18 protein-coding genes are annotated in these 20,009 nt (G+C 56.3%); 14 read left to right on the plus strand and 4 right to left on the minus strand.

The window, feature by feature from the left end:
• Nucleotides 1-75 precede the first annotated feature (75 nt).
• The 5 genes from coaE (at nucleotide 76) to WMP97_RS05985 (ending at nucleotide 4,356) form a co-directional block, all read left to right on the plus strand.
• Complete coding sequence (gene coaE / locus WMP97_RS05965) at nucleotides 76-684, plus strand: dephospho-CoA kinase (protein ID WP_200287579.1); 609 nt, start codon at nucleotides 76-78, stop codon at nucleotides 682-684.
• A 67-nt stretch (nucleotides 685-751) separates the two neighbouring features.
• On the plus strand, nucleotides 752-1,114 hold the full coding sequence (locus WMP97_RS05970; protein WP_051138343.1) for a DUF4259 domain-containing protein: 363 nt from the start codon (nucleotides 752-754) through the stop codon (nucleotides 1,112-1,114).
• Between the two features lie 40 nt (nucleotides 1,115-1,154).
• Complete coding sequence (gene uvrB, locus WMP97_RS05975; RefSeq protein WP_200287577.1) at nucleotides 1,155-3,248, plus strand: excinuclease ABC subunit UvrB; 2,094 nt, start codon at nucleotides 1,155-1,157, stop codon at nucleotides 3,246-3,248.
• 131 nt (nucleotides 3,249-3,379) lie between these two features.
• Complete coding sequence (locus tag WMP97_RS05980; RefSeq protein WP_340440046.1) at nucleotides 3,380-3,832, plus strand: universal stress protein; 453 nt, start codon at nucleotides 3,380-3,382, stop codon at nucleotides 3,830-3,832.
• Between the two features lie 83 nt (nucleotides 3,833-3,915).
• A complete protein-coding gene (locus WMP97_RS05985) occupies nucleotides 3,916-4,356 on the plus strand; it encodes a universal stress protein (RefSeq protein ID WP_005323273.1) in 441 nt (146 codons plus the stop codon).
• A gap of 67 nt (nucleotides 4,357-4,423) precedes the next feature.
• Here the strand turns inward: WMP97_RS05985 and WMP97_RS05990 are convergent, their stop codons facing one another.
• The 4 genes from WMP97_RS05990 to WMP97_RS06005 form a co-directional block, all read right to left on the minus strand.
• The gene (locus WMP97_RS05990) at nucleotides 4,424-5,440 is read right to left on the minus strand and encodes an App1 family protein (protein WP_301716133.1); all 1,017 of its coding nucleotides are present in this window, start codon (nucleotides 5,438-5,440) and stop codon (nucleotides 4,424-4,426) included.
• Between the two features lie 20 nt (nucleotides 5,441-5,460).
• Nucleotides 5,461-7,686, minus strand: a complete 2,226-nt coding sequence (locus tag WMP97_RS05995; RefSeq protein WP_340440032.1) for a HelD family protein — start codon at nucleotides 7,684-7,686, stop codon at nucleotides 5,461-5,463.
• A 157-nt stretch (nucleotides 7,687-7,843) separates the two neighbouring features.
• Nucleotides 7,844-8,860, minus strand: coding sequence for a DoxX family protein (locus tag WMP97_RS06000; RefSeq protein WP_023021646.1), 1,017 nt, complete (start codon nucleotides 8,858-8,860; stop codon nucleotides 7,844-7,846).
• Nucleotides 8,861-8,937: 77 nt separating this feature from the next.
• Nucleotides 8,938-9,540 (minus strand): MBL fold metallo-hydrolase, encoded by a 603-nt coding sequence (locus WMP97_RS06005; RefSeq protein WP_200287571.1) that lies wholly within the window; start codon nucleotides 9,538-9,540, stop codon nucleotides 8,938-8,940.
• Between the two features lie 65 nt (nucleotides 9,541-9,605).
• Here WMP97_RS06005 and uvrA point away from each other — a divergent pair, with 65 nt between their 5' ends.
• The 9 genes from uvrA (at nucleotide 9,606) to pheT (ending at nucleotide 19,969) form a co-directional block, all read left to right on the plus strand.
• The gene (uvrA, locus tag WMP97_RS06010) at nucleotides 9,606-12,446 is read left to right on the plus strand and encodes an excinuclease ABC subunit UvrA (protein ID WP_023021644.1); all 2,841 of its coding nucleotides are present in this window, start codon (nucleotides 9,606-9,608) and stop codon (nucleotides 12,444-12,446) included.
• Nucleotides 12,447-12,454: 8 nt separating this feature from the next.
• Nucleotides 12,455-13,303 (plus strand): hypothetical protein, encoded by an 849-nt coding sequence (locus WMP97_RS06015; protein ID WP_239205582.1) that lies wholly within the window; start codon nucleotides 12,455-12,457, stop codon nucleotides 13,301-13,303.
• 270 nt (nucleotides 13,304-13,573) lie between these two features.
• Nucleotides 13,574-14,095, plus strand: coding sequence for a translation initiation factor IF-3 (gene infC, locus WMP97_RS06020; protein WP_080970442.1), 522 nt, complete (start codon nucleotides 13,574-13,576; stop codon nucleotides 14,093-14,095).
• 36 nt (nucleotides 14,096-14,131) lie between these two features.
• A complete protein-coding gene (gene rpmI, locus WMP97_RS06025) occupies nucleotides 14,132-14,326 on the plus strand; it encodes a 50S ribosomal protein L35 (RefSeq protein WP_023021641.1) in 195 nt (64 codons plus the stop codon).
• Between the two features lie 55 nt (nucleotides 14,327-14,381).
• Nucleotides 14,382-14,765, plus strand: a complete 384-nt coding sequence (rplT, locus tag WMP97_RS06030) for a 50S ribosomal protein L20 (RefSeq protein ID WP_005323264.1) — start codon at nucleotides 14,382-14,384, stop codon at nucleotides 14,763-14,765.
• A 155-nt stretch (nucleotides 14,766-14,920) separates the two neighbouring features.
• A complete protein-coding gene (locus tag WMP97_RS06035; RefSeq protein ID WP_340440033.1) occupies nucleotides 14,921-15,373 on the plus strand; it encodes a TM2 domain-containing protein in 453 nt (150 codons plus the stop codon).
• A gap of 107 nt (nucleotides 15,374-15,480) precedes the next feature.
• Nucleotides 15,481-16,284 carry a TrmH family RNA methyltransferase gene (locus WMP97_RS06040; RefSeq protein WP_034656460.1) on the plus strand — a complete coding sequence of 268 codons (804 nt, stop codon included), beginning with the start codon at nucleotides 15,481-15,483 and terminating at the stop codon, nucleotides 16,282-16,284.
• Between the two features lie 101 nt (nucleotides 16,285-16,385).
• A complete protein-coding gene (gene pheS / locus WMP97_RS06045; protein WP_340440034.1) occupies nucleotides 16,386-17,432 on the plus strand; it encodes a phenylalanine--tRNA ligase subunit alpha in 1,047 nt (348 codons plus the stop codon).
• A gap of 23 nt (nucleotides 17,433-17,455) precedes the next feature.
• Nucleotides 17,456-19,969, plus strand: a complete 2,514-nt coding sequence (gene pheT, locus WMP97_RS06050) for a phenylalanine--tRNA ligase subunit beta (protein ID WP_340440035.1) — start codon at nucleotides 17,456-17,458, stop codon at nucleotides 19,967-19,969.
• Nucleotides 19,970-20,009: the final 40 nt, after the last annotated feature.

Genomic DNA, 20,009 nt, shown 5'->3' on the forward strand with positions numbered 1-20,009 from the left:
CGCTTTCTCCTGAATTGCAATGAAGAGCCCCACCATCGCGTATGGTGGGGCTCCTTTTCGCGTAGGGTGGCGACCATGAAACTCATTGGCCTTACAGGTGGCATTGGCAGCGGTAAGTCAACAGTTGCATCCTTGTGCCGTGAACGCGGGTGGCGAGTGGTCGACGCCGATGGCATTGCACGCGACGTTGTGAAGCCTGGGAAGCCTGCTTTATCCGAGTTGGCCGCAGCTTTCGGAGAGGAAATCCTGCTGTCGGATGGCAGCCTTAACCGCAAGGAATTGGCACGCCGGGCCTTTGCGGACAAAGAGCACACTGAGTTGCTGAACTCTATTACCCATCCACGCATCCAAGAGGAGACACAGCGGCAATTTGCGACGGCGCGTGGAGATGGCTGTGACTTCGCCGTTTATGATATGCCGCTGTTGGTGGATAATGGCCTGGACAAAGACATGGACTACGTCATTGTGGTCGATGTGGATCCTGAAGAGCGCGTTCGTCGGCTGGTGGCTTTTCGAGGGATAGAAGAGGAAGATGCGCGCCGTCGCATTGCGGCACAGGTACCGGATGAGGTGCGGCTTGCCGCGGCCACGCACGTCATTGATAATAACGGCACGCTTGACCAGCTACGTGTGCGAACGACTGAGGTCCTGGACCGCATTGAAGCGGAGTCACCGAAGGTTTAACCATTGGGTAGCTAAAGTTTACGCCATTTCGAAGTCTTGTTAACCTGGGCAGCTTAAGCTACCCGCCGTGGGAACGTGGGATACTGGGCCTTTTGATAATCACGCGGCGCGAGAACTACTCGCAAGCTTGCGGGATGGTTCCTTCGATCTCAAAAGCTTTCAGCAATCATGTTCCACAGAGCCTATCGACTCGGATGACGCAGAAACTATGATTGCACTCGGCGCCTTGTTGAAATTAAAGGCTGATGCACTGCCGGAAGGCATCGAGCGCGAGGATCTCGCGCCCCTGTACACGCCGCAGTCAAAGGCTTGGCTGCGCCGCCGCATCAATAGTGCGATGCGGCCCGAGACGTCTTCCGTTTATGCGCTGTGGGAGACCACTGGCGAGTTGGAAGAATGGCTTCGCACCGCGCAGAACTCCTTGCCCTGAACGTAGCTAGGCGCGCCACCTAAACAGTAGAGTAGTGGGTATGGCTTTTGCTGCTGAACATCCCCTTATTCCAAATTCCGAGCACCGCGTTGTCAGCGAGGTCGAGCGCACCCCGGGCGAGTTTCAGGTCGTTTCTGAATATGAACCGGCTGGTGACCAGCCCTCCGCCATCGCAGAGCTCAATGACAGACTCAACCGTGATGAGCGCGATGTTGTGCTGATGGGTGCTACCGGTACCGGTAAATCTGCCACCGCCGCGTGGCTCATCGAAAAGCAGCAGCGGCCCACGTTGGTGATGGCGCCCAATAAAACCCTGGCTGCGCAGCTAGCGAACGAGCTGCGCCAGCTCTTGCCGCATAACGCAGTAGAGTACTTCGTTTCTTATTACGACTACTACCAGCCAGAAGCATATATTGCGCAGACCGATACCTATATTGAAAAGGATTCCTCCATCAATGAGGACGTAGAGCGCCTGCGCCACTCGGCTACGTCGGCACTATTGTCTCGCAGGGACGTGGTCGTAGTCTCTTCCGTGTCCTGCATTTATGGCTTGGGCACTCCACAGTCTTACCTGGATCGCTCGGTAATCATTTCTGTTGATGAGGAGCTGGACCGCGATCGGTTCCTGCGACTGCTGGTGGATATCCAATATGAACGCAATGACGTGGGGTTTACCCGCGGCACCTTCCGCGCCAAGGGCGATACGGTAGATATCATTCCGGCCTACGAGGAACGTGCGGTGCGCATTGAATTCTTCGGCGACGATATCGATTCCCTGTATTACATTCACCCCGTGACTGGCGATGTCATAGAGGAAGTAGATGAGGTTCGCATCTTCCCGGCCACGCACTACGTGGCCGGGCCCGAACGCATGGAAAAGGCCGTGGCAGCGATTAAAGAGGAATTGGCTGAGCGCTTGGAGGATCTAGAAAACCGCGGCAAGCTGCTTGAAGCGCAACGTCTGCGCATGCGCACCGAATACGATCTGGAGATGATCGAGCAGGTAGGTTTCTGCTCCGGTATCGAGAACTACTCCCGTCACGTCGATGGTCGTCCGGCTGGCTCAGCGCCGGCTACGCTACTCGATTACTTCCCAGAGGATTTTCTCACCATCATCGATGAGTCACACGTTACAGTTCCACAGATTGGCGGCATGTTCGAGGGCGATATGTCGCGCAAGCGCAACTTGGTCGAATTCGGTTTCCGTTTGCCGTCCGCAGTGGATAACCGCCCGTTGACCTTTGATGAGTTTGAACAGCGGGTCGGACAAACCGTATACATGTCCGCCACCCCAGGCGATTTCGAGCTTACGTCCTCGGATGGCGAATACGTAGAGCAGGTAATTCGCCCGACTGGTCTGGTGGATCCGAAGGTTACTGTCAAGCCCACCAAAGGGCAGATTGATGACCTCATTGATGAGGTGCGCACTCGCATATCGAAGCAAGAGCGTGTGTTGGTGACCACGCTGACTAAGCGTATGGCAGAGGACCTTACTGACTATCTGTTGGAGCAGGGGATAAAGGTGCGCTACCTGCACTCGGATATCGATACCTTGCAGCGCGTCGAATTATTGCGGCAATTGCGCTTGGGAGAATTCGATGTTCTCGTGGGCATTAACCTTCTGCGCGAGGGCCTTGACCTTCCTGAGGTCTCGCTCGTTGCCATTTTGGATGCGGACAAAGAAGGCTTCCTGCGCTCGACAACTTCGCTCATTCAGACCATTGGCCGTGCTGCCCGTAACGTGTCTGGCGAGGTCATCATGTATGCCGATAAAATCACCGACTCTATGCAAGAGGCAATTGAGGAGACGGAACGGCGCCGTGAGAAGCAGATTGCCTATAACCGGGAACATGGCATTGATCCGCAGCCGTTGCGTAAAAAGATCGCGGATATCCTTGACCAGGTCTATGAAGACGGCGGAGACGAGGAGGCTAATTCCGATCCTTCCGCCATGGTGGAAAAGCGGGATATTTCTAGTATGGCTACCGATGAGGTGCAGGCGCTTATCGACGACCTCTCGGCCCAAATGGGTGCAGCCGCGCGTGAGCTCAAATTCGAGCTGGCCGGCCGCCTACGCGATGAGATTGCCGATTTGAAGAAGGAGTTGCGCGGCTTGAAAGAAGCGGGGATTTAGTTTTCTCCCCCTAAAAGTGTGCTGATTGATTCTGCGGGTGCTTCTCTAAACGGCTGCGCTAGTTATACTGAATAGGTGCCAGAAGCGCCGTTTAGTTGTCACTGTGAAATGGTTCAACTGCAAGGAGAATGATGCTTACCTATAAAAACATTGCCGTCGGCACCGATGGCTCTGAAACCTCCCTGCGCGCGGTTCGCGCAGCGGCGTCCATGGCACGGGCGTACGACGCCAAGCTAATTATTATCTCAGCCTTTTATAACCACGCTGGATCCATGCTTGGCGCTCCGAGGGGCGACGAAGCCGGTCTGCCCGTTGTAAGTGAGGACATGGCTGGGACCTATTTGACCAATGCCACCCGTATCGCCGAATCGGAAGGTGCGGAGCACATTGAAATCGTAGGAAAATCTGGAGACCCAGTAAAAGCCTTGTTAGAAGTAGGCCAGGACTATGATGTGGACCTGTTCGTTGTGGGCAACCGCGGCGTGAATTCCGTCCGTGGTCGAGTCTTCGGTTCTGTGCCAACGGAACTAACCCACAAGTCAACGGTAGACGTCGTCGTAGTTAATACCACCGAGCAACGTTAATCGTTTCTCGTTGTTACACTGGCAGTAATGCCCCTGTAGGCTAAATAAACACACCGGGTACATTCCCACAAAGAAAGGTCATCATGAGCGACTACAACTCGATCGTTGTCGGTACTGACGGTTCTAAGTCTTCCCTCCTCGCTGTAGAGCGAGCAGCAAAGATTGCCGCCGCATTCGATTCCAATCTGATCATCGGTTGTGCTTACTACGAGAACCAGGAGCAGGCTTCCAAGACCCTGCGCCAGGATTCCGTTACCATTTTGGGCGATGAGAAGGCCGAGGCTAACCTGAAGGACGCCAAGGCTCACGCCGAGAAGTTCGGTGCTTCTAAGGTCGAAACCGCTGTTCGCCCTGGTACTCCGGTGCAGGCCCTGATGTCCATCGTCAATGACAACGATGCTGACCTGCTCATCGTGGGTAACCGCGGCATCAACTCCCTGACCGGCCGCCTGCTGGGCTCCGTACCTGCAGACGTTGCTCGCCAGTCGGACTGCGACGTGATGATCGTTCACACTGTCAGCTAAATGTGGTGATTGAACCCGCCTTGGTCTTGTTAAAGAGGCCAAGGCGGGTTTCGTCGTTAAGCGCTGCTTACTCCGTGGGGTGCGCGGCGTTGAAGGCTGCGGCAAGGGCACTGCCGTTTGCGCCCTGAATCAGTGGGATTGTGAAATGGCCCTCTTCATTGGCATCTGCCAGGGGGCTCAGGGAGCCATGCGAGAGCAGCTGCTCCTGCGGGCTTAGATTGCGGATGATCACAGAGTGAATCCGGTCTGGGTGCTCGTTAGCCACATCGCCGTAAGTCAATGGATCGTGCTGTCCGTCATCGCCGATCAGGATCCATTGCATGTCCGGGTAAGCGATGAGTAGATTGCGTAGCTGAACCCGCTTATGTTCTTGTCCGCTGCGGAAAAGGCCCGTCTCGGTCGGACCCCAGTCCGTGAGCAGCATGGGGCCTGCGGGGAAATTATGATGGGACAGGAATTTTTTCAGCGAGCCAAAAGTATTCCATGCTCCCGTAGAAAGATAGAACACTGGGGCCTTTGGGAATCGCTGTTGCAGCTGAGCATAGAACTCGGCCATTCCAGCAACGGCCTGTCGCTTGCTGGGGCGCTTAGCCCAAGAGTTCCACGCCGCTGTCAACGCACGTGGCAGCCACGTAACTAAAACCGTGTCATCAATATCGCTGATGATGCCAATCTTGGCGCTCGGATCCACGATGAGCACCTGGACTTCCACGGCTTGCGCGTTGGCGGCCTCGATCGTTGCCGTATGCCAACCAGGTTCTAACCCATGTTCGTGAACGAGGATGTCAACGTACCCGTTGCTATTGGTTGTGCCCGCGACGGTCTTTTCACCAATAGTCACTGAAATGTCGTGGTTTCCCACCTGAATAGTAAGAAACTGCTGGTAGCCGCGTTCACCCCAGGAATCCTTTTTGCCTTCATCAGGATCGTGCATGAGTACGCGGCCAAAAACCCTTACTTGCTCGGTGGTGCCATACCCGGTATAGCCCACAATCTGGGGCTTCCATCCCCGCCGTAGAGAACGCTTCAAAGTAAAGGTGTTCAGCGAGCTTTCAGTTTTGCGCGCAATGTCAGATAAGGCCATGGCCTAAAGCTTACGGGAGCCTAAAGAACTTCGCCGCAGTCACCGACGAGGGTAAGCGACTGGGTAGCACGAGTGATGCAGACATAGAGATTCTGCAAACCCTGCGGGGAGGCATCGACGATCCTCTTCGGATCGAGTACCACCACATGGTCAAACTCTAAGCCTTTGAAACGTTCTGCCGTGGCGGCGTCAATAACTGCTGTGAGCCTGCCGTCTGCCTCCCTGTGTACACCAGGGGTGTAGCTGCCCTGTGCAAGTCGGCGCACCTGCACGCCATCACGGATGCCTGTAGCCGGGATGGCATCAGGGTTAATCATCTCTAATAGTCCATTAGCCAGCTCAGTGATGGGCTGCGGGGTGCGATAGTTGACGGTGAGAAAATGGTGGCGGAAGCGCTGCGCGACGAACGGCTTCAGGGCCTCGCCCCAATCATCAACACCCGCCGGTGAGCCGGTCTGGGAAGTATCGCCCACCAAGGTCATCCACCGCGAAGGGCAACGACGAAAGAGCATCCGCCATTCCATGGGAGTTAATTCCTGGGCTTCGTCCACGATGATATGACCATATGCCCACGTATGGTCTTCGCGGGCGCGTTGAGCAGTGGTGCGCTTATCGCGTACCTCCTGACGGTGTGCCAAGGTCTCGGCGTCGATGACATCATGGGCAGAAAGAATTTCCGCTTCAAACATGTCATCGTCATTATCTGTGGACTCGGAAGAAGACAAGATATCTAGAGCGTCTTCTGCCTCTGCCACTTGTTCGCGCCACGCAGCATCGTCAGCTGCCTTCTTTTCCTCAGGGTTGGGCAGGCCGATGAGGACGGCTAGCTCATCTAGGAGGGCGGCATCCGAATCTGTCCATGCTCGCCCTTGTTCTCGGTAGAGCGCCTCTTGAGTTTCATCGTCGTACCCGCGGGCAGCAGAGGCAATGCGCTCAGGTGAGGAGAATAGGCCAGCAAGCACGTCGGTGGGGTGGAGCTCGGGCCAGAACTCATCGATCAATGCAGTAACGGCCGTATCTTCTGCAAGATCATCGTGGAATTGATCGATATCGGCGCGCGAAAGGAGGTTCTTCCCGCCGAGCGGATCGGCCCCGACTTTTTCAGCCATCTGCAATGCAAGGTCTTCTACGAGGTGCTCAATAAAGGCACCGCGAGCCTCATTGTGTGGCTTTCGCGAGCGCCGGGCCCGGGTGCGGGCTCTTTTCACCATGTTGGGCGTAACGCTTAAGCTGAGTCCGTCAATTGCCAGCTCGCGTGGGTCGGCAGGAAGAAGCTGATAGTCCTTGACCGCGGTGGAGAGAATCTCCACCATGGCGGCACTACCTTTGATTTCGCGAGCGACGAGGTCTTCCTCGTGCTCTGGTTCGATTCCGGGGAAGAGCCCGCCGATGGTTGATAGCACCACGCCAGTCTCGCCCAGTTCTGGCAGCACGCGTGAAATATAGTCCAAAAAGCTGCTATTAGGGCCCACGATGAGGACGCCCGTGGCAGAAAGTAGTTCGCGGTGGGTATAGAGCAGGTAAGCCACACGGTGCAGAGCAACAGCGGTCTTACCCGTACCTGGGCCGCCTTCTACTACCATGACGCCGCGGGTGTTATCGCGGATAATCTCGTCTTGCTCTCGCTGGATAGTCTCCACGATTGACGCCATGTGGCCGGTACGTGCCCGTTGCATGGCGTGGTAGAGCGCCGATTCGCTCGCGACTCCTGCTTCTTCTTCTCGCACACCGGGGCCGGAAAGAACCTCATCGTGTATTCCGGTGACGGTGCGTCCCTTGGTGCGAATCTGGCGACGGGTGTGGACGCCTTCCGGTTGGGCTGTGGTAGCGAGATAGAAAGGCCGCGCCATTGGGGCACGCCAATCTAAAAGCAGTGTGCGATAGTCATCTTCGCGTGCATCTAGTCCCATGCGGCCGATGTAGCGGCGGTCTAGGCCTTCGGGGGTGGGATTATCGCCGGGGGCGTCGATATCAATGCGGCCAAAGACCAAGCCCATTTGGGCCACATTGAGACGATCAAGCTTTGCCTGCAGCCCGTGGTATTCGGTTTCACGGCGCACCAAGGCGTCCGCGTCCGGCGTGGAAGGATCTACATCCGCCTGCACCTCATTAAGCCTTCTATTGGCTGCCGCCACCTCATCGTCGAGGCGCGAAAAAAGTCCGTCCACATAATCTTGCTCAGTAGCGATGGCTGTGCGCTCCGAGGAACCTGCAGCCGCCGCGTGCCTATTGGATGCTGAGTTCACGTGACTCCTTGGTAATTGGACGTTGATGGGGATGGGCCGGGCACGCTGTCCGGCAAGGGGAGAGATGAGTTTAGACCCTGCCGTGACAAAGAACAACGGCCCAGCATAAGGCTGGGCCGTGTGTCACTGCCGAGTTATTCGGCCGCAGAAGTTGTGGCTACTTAGAGCGCTTTTCCAGCTTCTTGATTGCTGCCTCAATCTTCTTATTTGCCTCTTTTTGCAGCTTCTCAGCATGCTTGGAAGCCTTCTTGCTTGCGCGCTTGGACTTCGCACCATCCAGCTTGGCGACGGCCTTATCTGCACGTGCCTGAGCCTTGGTAGCGGCCTTTACAGCACCGGTACGGGCGGTGTCGCGATTGGCTTGTGCGGACTCAAGCCAGTCACCCTTGTTGTCTTCAACATAGGTCTTGGCGTTATCGACAGAGTCCTCAATGAAGGACTTTGCGTTGCCCAGCAAATCGCGGCCAGACTCTTGCCAATCGTCCTTATTGTCTTCAACATAAGTCTTGGCATCGTCAACGTAAGACTTTGCGGTATCGAGCAACCCGCGGCCGGTGGACTGCCAGTCATCCTTGTTGTCATCTACATATGCCTGTGCCTTTGCAGAGGTTTCGTTGATCCAGTCGCCGGCCTTGGTGGAAAACTCGTTGGCACGGGCGGAGAGCTCTTCGCGCTTCTGCTCGGACTCAGACTTGGTAGGCAGCGCCTGCTGAATCTTCTTGTTCGTGCGCTGACCAGCCTTTTGTGCGCGCCAACGAAGGGATGGCTTGCCCTCGGTGTCCTGGGTAGCGATAAACAAGGCGCCGAGCAAAGCGGTATTGGTAAGGAAGCCGTTGCGGCGAGTTTCCTTGTCTTCCTTGTTATCTGCAGCCCAGAAGTTGTTCTTAGCAATCAAGTTGGGCAGAGTTGCGGCGGCCAGAACCGCAGCGGAGGTGCGCGGTGCCTTGCCCAGAGCCAAGGTGGAGCCGGCGCCTACCTTAGCGCCGCCAATAGCGCGGGTAACCAGTTCCGGGTCATTGGGAATATAGCCCTGGTACTCAGAAGGAACGGCCTTGCGCACGGTCTTGAGGAAACCTTCGGTTTCCTTTACATGCTCGGACGCGTTGCGCAGGTTGTCTACGCCTTCCCATACAAATACAGATGCCAGCATGGGGCGGGCAAGCTTGCGAATCATAGTCCTTAAAGCTCCTTAGCTCGTTGTTTTAGACCTATCGTGTGCTAGACCATTGTACGCGGAAATTGGCCACTGGATCACCAGCGGCGCTCCCACCAGTCTTCCAGCTTGGGGCGCTCCTCGCCCAAGGTAGTGGACTTGCCGTGACCGGGGCGCACGATCGTATTGTCCGGGAACTCATCAAAGATGCGCGCGGTGACGTCCTTATACAGGCGTACGAAGTCACCTTCAGAGGTGGTCTTGCCCAAGCCGCCCGGGAAGAGTGAATCGCCCACGAAAAGATTAATTACGCCATCGATGTTTGTAACTAGTGCGGCGCCGCCTGGGGTGTGGCCGCGCAAGATGATGATGGGGAGGTCGAGGCCCGCGAACTTGATGGAGTCGCCTTCGCGGAGCTCAACGTCTACCTCGGCTGGGATAGCCGGAGAATCAAGGAAGGACGCGTAGTGGATAGCGCCGGTCTCAGAGAGAACCTCTTTGAGCGCGCGTACGTGGTCCCAGTGGCGGTGGGTGGTTAGTACCGCGGTGATTTTAACGCCGGCCTTCTGGGCCATGTCGAGGAGTGCGGGGGCGTCATCGGCGGCGTCGACAAGCAAGCCTTCTTCGCCCGCCTGCAAAAGGTAGCAGTTATTGTCCATCTCGGACACAGAAATCTGATGTAACTGAAGCTCGTTAGTCATGTGTCCCAGCCTACGGGTACATTCGAGGGAAGATTGCAATCCCTAGTACTGGAGGTCTGAGCACAGTGGCTGATCGTTTGGTGGTGCGCGGTGCCCGCGAGCACAACCTCAAGGGCGTGGATATCGATATCCCTCGCGATAAAATGGTTGTTTTTACTGGTCTTTCCGGATCTGGTAAATCTTCGCTGGCTTTTGACACCATCTTCGCAGAAGGCCAGCGCCGCTACGTAGAATCCTTGAGTTCTTATGCCCGCATGTTTTTGGGGCAGATGGACAAGCCTAATGTGGAGTTTATTGACGGTCTGTCACCCGCAGTGTCTATCGATCAAAAGTCCACCAACCATAATCCGCGTTCTACGGTGGGCACGATTACGGAGATCTATGATTACCTGCGTTTGCTCTTCTCCCGTGCCGGAACGCCACACTGCCCAAAGTGTGATGCCGTAATCGAGCGCCAAACGCCACAGCAAATCGTCGATGCCGTGCTGGCGCTGGAAGAGAAACTGAAGTTTCAGGTGCTCGCACCGGTGGTGCGCAAGCGCAAAGGCGAGTTTGTTGATCTCTTCCAGGATTTGTCCGCTCAGGGCTATTCCCGCGTCCGAGTGGACGGGGAGACCTATCAGCTAAGCGATCCGCCCAAGTTGAAGAAGCAGATCAAGCACAATATTGAGGTAGTGGTTGATCGCCTGCAGGTAAAGGCCTCACAAAAGCAACGCTTAACGGATTCGGTGGAAACAGCGCTGCGCTTGGCAGATGGTCTAGTCACCATTGAGTTCGTGGATAGGGAAGAACTCACCCATACCTATTCGGAGAAGGCGGCCTGTCCGAATGGCCACACGTTGACCATTGAAGAATACGAGCCCCGTGCCTTTTCCTTCAATGCTCCGTTTGGCTCCTGCCCGGTGTGTGATGGCCTGGGTACCAAATTGGAAGTTGATGTTGATCTGCTCATTCCGGATCCAGATGCTCCAGCTGTAGATGCCATTCAACCCTGGCACTCCAGCCCCAATTCCCGCTACTTTGTCAAGTTAGTAGAGGGTTTAGGCAAGGCTATGGGGTTTGACCCCAAAACTCCGGTGAGTGAATTAACCGAGGAACAGCGCCACGCGCTGATCTATGGCACCGATGAGGAAGTCCAGGTTCGATATAAGAACCGTTACGGGCGCCAGCGTAATTGGACCGCCCCATTTGAAGGCGCTACCGGGTTTATTCACCGCAAGCTGGAAACTACCGATTCTCAATCCCAAAAGGATCGCCTGCTGCAATATACCCGCCGCGTGCCGTGTAGCACCTGTAAGGGCACCCGGCTGAAGCCGGAGATCTTGGCCGTCCGCTTGGCCTCTACGACTCACGGTGAGCAGTCCATTGCCGGGCTTTGTGCGCTCTCTATTGAAGACGCCTCTGAGTTCCTAGACTCCCTGGTGCTGGGGCACCGTGAGGAAATCATTGCCGGGGCAGTGCTTAAGGAGACTCAAGCCCGCCTGCGTTTCCTCCTGGACGTCGGGTTGAATTACCTCACGCTCGATCGCGGCGCGTCCACGCTTTCCGGCGGTGAGGCGCAACGTATCCGTCTGGCTACTCAGATTGGCTCCGGCTTGGCAGGGGTTCTGTACGTGCTCGATGAGCCATCCATTGGTCTGCACCAGCGTGATAACCAGCGACTCATCAAAACCCTGCAGCGGCTGCGCGATATCGGAAACACCCTCATTGTGGTCGAACATGATGAGGACACCATCCGTGAATCAGATTGGCTCGTCGATGTAGGCCCGCGTGCGGGCGAATATGGCGGCGAAGTGGTCTACCAAGGCGAACCATCCGGAATCGAACAGGTAGAAGAGTCCCTCACCGGACAATACCTTTCCGGCAAGAAGGTGCTCGCCGTACCGGACCAGCGCCGAGAGATTGATAAGGACCGCACCCTAAAGGTGGTTGGTGCTCGGGAGAATAATCTCAAGGGCATCAACGTGGAAATCCCGCTGGGAGTGCTGGTATGTATTACTGGTGTGTCTGGCTCGGGTAAATCCACCGTGGTCAATGAGATTTTGGCTAAGACTTTGGCCAATAAACTTAACCGCGCCCGCCAGGTTCCCGGCCGTGCCAAGCGCGTCGAAGGTGTGGAGCACCTAGATAAGCTGGTGCAAGTTGACCAAAGTCCGATTGGCCGTACCCCGCGTTCTAACCCGGCGACCTACACGGGTGTCTTTGACAAAATCCGTAACCTTTTTGCCGAAACCCAGGAAGCAAAAGTCCGCGGCTACAAGGCTGGACGCTTCTCCTTTAATGTCAAGGGCGGGCGCTGTGAGGCGTGCCAGGGCGATGGCACCATCAAGATCGAGATGAATTTCCTTCCAGATGTTTATGTGCCGTGTGAGGTGTGTGAAGGAGCACGCTATAACCGCGAAACCTTGGAGGTGCACTACAAGGGCAAAAACATTGCCGAGGTTCTAGACATGCCAATCTCTGAGGCAGCGGACTTCTTTGAACCCATCAACTCCATTCACCGCTACCTTGCCACGCTTGTCGACGTCGGCTTGGGTTATGTACGCCTCGGCCAAGCTGCTACTACGCTTTCCGGCGGCGAGGCGCAGCGCGTCAAGCTAGCTTCCGAGCTGCAAAAGCGTACCAACGGTAGGACGATTTACATTCTGGATGAGCCGACTACTGGACTGCACTTTGAGGATATTCGCAAGCTGATGCTGGTTATCCAAGGCTTGGTGGACAAGGGTAATTCGGTGCTTGTTATTGAACATAACCTTGATGTCATCAAGGCAGCGGACTGGATTGTTGATATGGGCCCGGAAGGCGGTGCGGGCGGCGGTACCGTTGTGGCGCAGGGAACCCCTGAAGACGTTGCGCAAGTAGATGGCTCCTATACCGGTGGCTACCTAAAGGGCATGTTGAAGTAGGGCAAAGCGTGAAAAATATCCGCCTTGTAGTTAGCCTGCTCGCAGCTCTCGGTCTGTGTACCATGAGTGCCTGCTCTAGCGACCCCAAGATAGAAGATGCCCCAGTGTCAACGACTACCTCTGCGGTGCCGGATCCAGCTGAGGTGCGTGCTCAGCTTGACCGTGCGGTGGACAAAACCGCAAAGAAGTATCATGCAAAGGTAGGGGTCGCCATTTCTGCAGGTGAAGACACTTTTGCGGCGGGCGATAAAGGTGAGGGGCCAGTGTGGTCCACCATCAAGGTGCCCATCGCCATTGCGGCGCTCAAAGACGGTGCGGATAAAAGCTTGGTGGACTTGGCTATCAAGGAATCTGATAATGATGCCGCTTTTGCCTTGTGGTCGCAGGTGCAATGGCGCGAGGGCTCGGCAGAAAATGCGGTCAAAGCTTTACTCGACGACTACGGATCACACGCAAATATTCACGACTCCGCTTTTGGATATTCCACGTGGTCGTTAAAGGACCAAGCAGTATTTGGCGCTGAACTGCCGTGCATTCCAGAAGCGGACTACGTCCACAAGGTGCTCAAAGACATTGTGTCCTGGCAAAGGGTAGGTTTGTCTGCGCAGCCGCGAACCCGTGCGAAAAGTGGTTGGGGACTGGATGAGGAAGAAAACGAGTACACCTACCGTCAGTTTGGAGTTCATGAGGTGGATGGAAAGCGCGTGGGAGTAGCGCTATCTGTCGTGATGGACGGGGAGGACTACGCCGATGCCGAACCAGCGGTTAAGTACCTCGCCCATCAGCTGGTAGATATCGTGGATACTGGGGTAGATGCAGGGGACATTAAAGCAGTCGCCCATTGTAAAACCCGCTAGGAACGTAGCAATTTGGTAGGAGGGGGAGGAGCTGCTATTGTCAAAGGCACTACCGCCCATGACGCCTTGTCGAGGTTCGTGGGTCACAAGCGGAGTTTCTCCCACCCGATGCCGCGAACACGCTTCGTAGGATAAAGGTAAAGGTAACCAAGCATTCATGCTTGGCACTGTGAGAACTCCCGGCTGTCTATGGCAGACCGGGTTTGCTTCGTTTGTGGTCCCGGTAGGTGAACTACTTACTCATACACCCCCTAATCGAGGAGAACCACAATCAGCGCTGAAGCTCGCATCAATGAGCGTATCCGAGTACCCGAGGTCCGTTTGGTAGGCCCCGGTGGTGAACAGGTGGGCATCGTCCGTACCGATGATGCTCGCAAGCTTGCATACGAGGCTGACCTTGACCTAGTCGAGGTAGCTCCGAAGGCAAAGCCCCCAGTGGCCAAGATCATGGACTACGGCAAGTTCAAGTACGAGCAGGCTCAGAAGGCTCGCGAGGCCCGTAAGAACCAGCAGCAAACCGTGGTGAAGGAACAGAAGTTCCGTCCAAAGATCGATGATCACGATTATGAGACCAAAAAGGGTAACGTAGTCCGCTTCCTCGAGAAGGGATCCAAGGTCAAGGTGACCATCATGTTCCGCGGTCGTGAGCAATCGCGCCCGGAGCTCGGTTTCCGCCTCTTGGAGCGTTTGGCTGATGACGTTGCCGAAGTTGGCGTCGTTGAGTCGCGCCCCAAGCAGGATGGTCGCAATATGACCATGGTCTTGGGTCCGGTTCGCAAGGGCAAGAAGTAGACCAGATTCCACGTAGGATTTAAGGACTTAATACTCATGAAGCAGAAGACCCACAAGGGCACCGCAAAGCGTATCAAGGTGACCGGTTCCGGCAAGCTGCGCCGTGAGCAGGCTGGCCGCCGCCACCTGCTGGAAGGCAAACCGTCCAAGCGTACCCGCCGCCTGAAGGGCACCGAGGCAGTCGCAAAGCCTGACACCAAGCGCGTAAAGCGTCTGCTCGGCCGCGCTTAGTAGCGCCGAATCAACCCACATCCGCCATCACAATCTGAATTAAGGAAGTATCACTGTGGCACGAGTAAAGCGCTCAGTTAACGCCAAGAAGAAGCGTCGCGCGATTCTGAAGTCCGCTAAGGGCTACCGCGGCCAGCGTTCCCGCCTGTACCGTAAGGCGAAGGAGCAGTGGCTGCACTCCATGACTTACGCTTACCGCGATCGTCGCGCCCGTAAGTCTGAGTTCCGTAAGCTGTGGATCCAGCGCATCAACGCTGCTGCCCGCATGAACGACATCACCTACAACCGCCTCATCCACGGCCTGCGCCTGGCTGAGATCGAGGTTGACCGCAAGATCCTCGCTGAGCTTGCTGTTAATGACTTCGAGGCATTCTCCGCACTGTGCGAGGCTGCCAAGGCTGCTCTGCCTGAGGACGTTAACGCTCCTAAGGCTGCCTAATCATTAAAGCTTTTGTGCCCGCATTCTCCGGCCTTGTTAACCGGGGTATGCGGGCATTTTGGTTTTCGTTACCTTTGTTTAACTAGGGTGCTCGGCCTCACATGCTAGATTTATCCCAGACCCCGTGAAAGCCGAGACCCAGGAGAACATTTCCTATGACGAATCCAGACGGAGACTACCAACCTGATAATGGCGAGTACTCTGGCCCGTCCGATTACAATAACCATGGTCAGCAGTACAACCCTTATAACCAGCAAGCTAACTACCAGCCGCAGTATGGCCAAGGCTATGCACCGCAACCCAACATGGGTGCTTACCCGGTGCAGCAACAGTATGTGGCTCCGGGCCAGCAGAAGTCGTGGATCGCCACCTTGCTATTGTGCTTTTTCCTAGGCTCTTTCGGCGCACACAACTTCTACACTGGCCGTACGACTTTCGGCGTGTCACAGTTGGTGCTCAATATCTTGGGCTGGGCTACCTTCTGGTTCTTGCTCGGATTCGCCTTCTGGGCCATCCTCGGTCTTTGGGTGTTTATTGAGTTCATCATGATCATCGCCGGTGCCGGTGATTACGACAAGGACGCCCGCGGCGTCCCGCTCGCTAAGTAGAACTCGCCTATACGATCCTGTTGCCGTGCGGCAGCAGGATTTTTCGTTCCTATAAGGGACTCAGGGGTGAGTCTGAGAAGAAGAAATTGGCAGGTAGGGTAGTAGCCATGAATTTGGATTTTGACTCTGCCTTTACTGAACGCACTCCGCGCATTGTTAACGCAGCTAAGCTGCACCGTGCGGCTAACCGGAAGAAGGCGAAGCAATTCCTCATTGAGGGAGAGAATGCGGTAGACGCGGCGGTATCTACCGGCGCTGCAGTCGACGTTTTTGTTACTGAGAAGGCGGCAGAGCGTTTTGGCGACATCATCACTGCGTGCGGCTACATGGGAGTGTACGTCCATCCCATCACCGATAAGGCGGCTAAGCACCTTTCCGATACAGCCACGACTACGGGACTCTTTGCGCTTTGCAAGCCGGTGCTCTGGTCCGCGGGCAAAATCCTGAACGGCAAACCAAGCCTCGTTTCCGTTCCCGTGCTGACTTCTGAGCCGGGCAATGCCGGCACCTTGATTAGAACCTCGGATGCAATGGGCGCCGATGGTGTCATCTTCGCAGGTGAAACCGTTGATCCCCTTAGCTGCAAGGTAGCGCGCGCTTCGGCCGGCTCGCTGTTTCACGTACCTGTAGCGCGGGACCCCAATATTAAAGACGTGCTGGGTCAGCTGCGTAAGTCGGGCATGCAGATTGTGGCAACTGCTGCCGACGGTGAAGTGGACCTAGCGGAGGCAGACCTGTCCCAGCCAACAGCGTGGCTATTTGGCAATGAGGCACACGGGCTCGGCGAGCTGCTGGAGGAAGCAGACATGCGGGTGCGGATTCCACTGCGTGGACGCGCAGAATCTCTTAACCTCGCAACTGCCGCAAGCATTTGTCTTTATGAGTCGGCTAAGGCGCAAGCGGATAACTAGTGTGACCCGAATGAAAAGGGGGTCCCTGGCGCGGTCGCGCTAGCCGCAACAGAGTAAGATTGCACACGTTAGTTTTCGCGCGAGAAGAAGGTACGAAATACGTGTCCGATACACCGCAGATCGAATTGACCGAAGAGGCTCTTGGGGCCGCGGCCGATAAGGCTATCGCAGCCTTCGACGCGGCCGAAACACTAGATGAGTTGGCTGCTGCCCGCCGTGAGCACCTAGGAGACGGCGGCTATATTCCGCAGGCTCGCCAATCGCTGGGGCAGCTGCCCAAGGACCAGCGCAAAAGCGCCGGCAAGGTCGTCAACATGGCCCGCGGCAAAATGGAAAAGCGCTTTGCTCAGGTCAAGGATGTCTTGGAACAACAAGCTCGCGAGGAGCAGTTGCGAGCCGAGACCGTAGATGTCACGATTCCTACCACCCGTACCCAGACCGGTGCCCTTCACCCGATTACCGCGTTGTCTGAGCGCATCGCTGATATTTTCGTCGGCATGGGATGGGAAATTGCGGACGGCCCAGAAATCGAGGCAGAGTACTTTAACTTCGATGCTCTGAACTTCAAGCCGGACCACCCAGCACGTACCTTGCAGGATACGTTCCACGTCTCGGGCGAGGGTTCTAGGCAGGTGCTGCGTACCCATACCTCCCCGGTACAGGTGCGCACCATGTTGGAGCGCGACGTGCCGCTTTATATTGCCTGCCCGGGGCGCGTATTCCGCACAGATGAGCTGGATGCCACCCATACCCCGGTTTTCCACCAGGTAGAAGGATTGGCCGTTGATAAAGGCCTGACCATGGCTCACCTGCGCGGCACACTAGAGCACTTGGCCAAAGTACTCTTTGGGCCGGAAACTACTACGCGTATGCGCGTGAACTACTTCCCATTTACTGAGCCCTCGGCCGAGGTCGATGTGTGGTTCCCCAATAAAAAGGGCGGCGCTGGCTGGATCGAGTGGGGCGGCTGCGGCATGGTCAACCCCAATGTTCTTCGCGCCGTAGGCGTAGATCCAGAGGAATACACGGGCTTTGCCTTTGGCATGGGCCTTGAACGCACACTGCAGTTCCGCAATGGATTGACCGATATGCGCGATATGGTCGAAGGCGATGTTCGCTTTACTCTACCGTTCGGCGTACAGGCCTAAACCCAGAAAGGATAGACACACTAATGCTTATTTCCCAAGACTGGGTTACCCGCATCCTCGGTGCTAAGAACCCCGGTTGGAGCGTTTCCGCTGCCGATATGGATTCCGGATTCGTGCGCGTAGGTTTTGAGACCGAGGGATACGCCGCTGTTCCAGAGAGCACGGGGCCGCTGGTTATTGGCCAGGTCGTAGAGATTGAAGAGCTCACTCAGTTTAAAAAGCCCATTCGCTACTGCCAGGTGAATGTAGGCCAGGCTAATGGCACAGGCGAACTGCAAGGCATCATTTGTGGCGCTCGCAATTTTCGCCTGAATGACTATGTTGTCGTTGCGCTTCCCGGCTCGGAGCTTCCTGGTGGCTTCAAGATCGCGGCACGCGAGACCTACGATCACATTTCTAATGGCATGATGTGCTCCGGCGCTGAACTCGGCTTGGGCGCGCAAGCCAACGGCATCATCGTCTTAGGCGATGAAGTCGCCGATAAAGTGGGTGAGGATGCGCGCCCGATTATCGGCTTGCACGATACCGACTTTGACGTCAACATCACCCCAGATCGTGGTTATGCACTTTCCGCACGCGGTTTGAGCCGCGAGATTGCCTCCGCTTTTGATCTGGAGTTTGCCGATATTGCCCAGGATCCTTCCGTGGCTGGCATAGATACCTCCGCTGTGCCGGAGGCGCAGGGCTCGCTTATCGACGTCACTGTGGCCCCCGAAACCAAGGCACAGCGCTTTGGCCTCCGCAAGGTCAGCGGCATTGACCCGCAGGCACGCACCCCGTTTTGGCTGGAACGCGAGCTAATGCTCTGCGGCCAACGCAGCGTGAATCTGCCTACGGACATTACTAATTATGTGATGTTGCTTTTGGGCGCACCAATGCATGCCTTTGACGCCAACGTGATTCAGGGGAACCTTGTTGTCCGTAACGCAGCGGAGGAGGAGAAGTTTGAGACTCTGGATCATGTAAAGCGAGAACTTTCTGCAGAAGACGTGGTCATCTGTGATGACAATGGCATCCAGTCCTTGGCCGGCGTGATGGGCGGGACTACCTCTGAAATCTCGGCGGAGACCACAGACGTTGTCTTCGAATCTGCTATTTGGGATCCGATTACCGTCGCGCGTACCTCTCGCCGCCATAAGTTGTCTTCCGAATCCTCTCGCCGGTTTGAGCGCGGCGTAGATCCGGCGATCGTAGAGGTCGCCCTAGACACCGCATGTGCGCTGCTCCAGCAGCTAGCAGGCGGCACCATTGAAAAGGGTCGTACGCTTATCGGGGACGTCGCCAAGCGCGAGCCCATTGCTCTGCGCACCGCAAAAGCCAGTGAATATGCCGGCGTTGACTACTCCCGTGATACCGTTCTTTCCCGTCTTGAAGAAGTCGGCTGCACCGTCGGGGATGAAGGTGAGCAACTGCAGGTAACACCAGCAACCTGGCGCACCGATATTGCAATGGATGTTGACCTCGTCGAGGAGATTCTGCGCCTTGAGGGCTTGGAGGATATTCCTGCCGTGCTGCCTACCCCGGCCGGCGGCCGCGGGCTAACCCCTGCGCAGAAGCGTCGTCGGGCTATCGGACATGGTCTTGCCTATGCCGGCTATGCCGAGGTATTGCCTGCACCGTTCGTGGCTAATAATACGTTTGATGTGTGGGGCCTCGACAAGGATGATGCTCGCCGCCGCACCGTAGAAGTGCAAAATCCGCTTGAGGCGGATAAGGCCATCTTGTCTACGACGCTGTTGCCGAACATGTTGGAGGCCATCGCCCGCAATGTGGCTCGTGGCCGCAGCGATCTCGCCCTGTATGGGCTGCAGCAGGTGGCGTTCAAGCGCGCTGCGGCATCCCCTATGCCTTCCGTAGAACAGCGACCTTCTGCAGAGGTGGTTTCTCAGCTCCTTGATACCCTGCCTGAGCAGCCGCTTCACGTTGCTACGGTGGCTACGGGCAATATTGAGCATGAAGGACCGTGGGGCGAGGGCCGTGCATATAGCTACGCCGATGCTATCGAATCCGCCCGTCAGGTCGCCCGCGCCGCTGGTGTGGATATTGAGCTGGAGGCAGCACAGGTTCTGCCGTGGCATCCTGGCCGCTGTGCAGCCGTGAAGGTGGCTGGCACCGACGTAGTACTGGGCCATGCTGGTGAGCTGCACCCGCAGGTCTTGGAGGCCCTGAACCTACCTGCGCGCACGTGCGCTATGGAGCTGGACATTAGCGCCATGCCGTTGGAAGAAAAGTTCCCCGCACCGGTGTTGTCCTCGTTCCCCGCATTGCACCAAGACATTGCCTTGGTAGTGGATGAAGACGTACCCGCCGAGCGTGTGCGCGCCATCGTGGAAGAGGGAGCAGGAGAGCTCATCGAGTCCGTCGAACTCTTCGATATTTTCCGTGGTGAGCAGCTAGGAGATGGCAAGAAGTCCTTGGCCTTCCAGCTTCTATTCCGCGCCGCGGACCGCACGTTGACGGATGACGAAGTCAACGAGCACCGCATGGCGGCGGCGGAATTGGCTAAGCAGCGCCTGGGCGCAGAAATGCGCGCGTAGTTAAACCCTGCTCAGGGGGCGGTGAGATTTAACTCACTGC

Origin of the sequence: Corynebacterium sp. KPL4072, from assembly GCF_037908395.1 — a bacterium.
GTDB lineage: Bacteria > Actinomycetota > Actinomycetes > Mycobacteriales > Mycobacteriaceae > Corynebacterium > Corynebacterium kefirresidentii.

Coding starts and splice junctions, on each gene's coding strand:
- coaE (WP_200287579.1), top strand. CDS start 76: ATGAAACTCATTGGCCTTACAGGTGGCATTGGCAGCGGTAAGTCAACA.
- uvrB (WP_200287577.1), top strand. CDS start 1,155: ATGGCTTTTGCTGCTGAACATCCCCTTATTCCAAATTCCGAGCACCGC.
- WMP97_RS05980 (WP_340440046.1), top strand. CDS start 3,380: ATGCTTACCTATAAAAACATTGCCGTCGGCACCGATGGCTCTGAAACC.
- WMP97_RS05985 (WP_005323273.1), top strand. CDS start 3,916: ATGAGCGACTACAACTCGATCGTTGTCGGTACTGACGGTTCTAAGTCT.
- WMP97_RS05990 (WP_301716133.1), bottom strand. CDS start 5,440: ATGGCCTTATCTGACATTGCGCGCAAAACTGAAAGCTCGCTGAACACC.
- WMP97_RS06000 (WP_023021646.1), bottom strand. CDS start 8,860: ATGATTCGCAAGCTTGCCCGCCCCATGCTGGCATCTGTATTTGTATGG.
- WMP97_RS06005 (WP_200287571.1), bottom strand. CDS start 9,540: ATGACTAACGAGCTTCAGTTACATCAGATTTCTGTGTCCGAGATGGAC.
- rpmI (WP_023021641.1), top strand. CDS start 14,132: ATGAAGCAGAAGACCCACAAGGGCACCGCAAAGCGTATCAAGGTGACC.
- WMP97_RS06035 (WP_340440033.1), top strand. CDS start 14,921: ATGACGAATCCAGACGGAGACTACCAACCTGATAATGGCGAGTACTCT.
- WMP97_RS06040 (WP_034656460.1), top strand. CDS start 15,481: ATGAATTTGGATTTTGACTCTGCCTTTACTGAACGCACTCCGCGCATT.
- pheT (WP_340440035.1), top strand. CDS start 17,456: ATGCTTATTTCCCAAGACTGGGTTACCCGCATCCTCGGTGCTAAGAAC.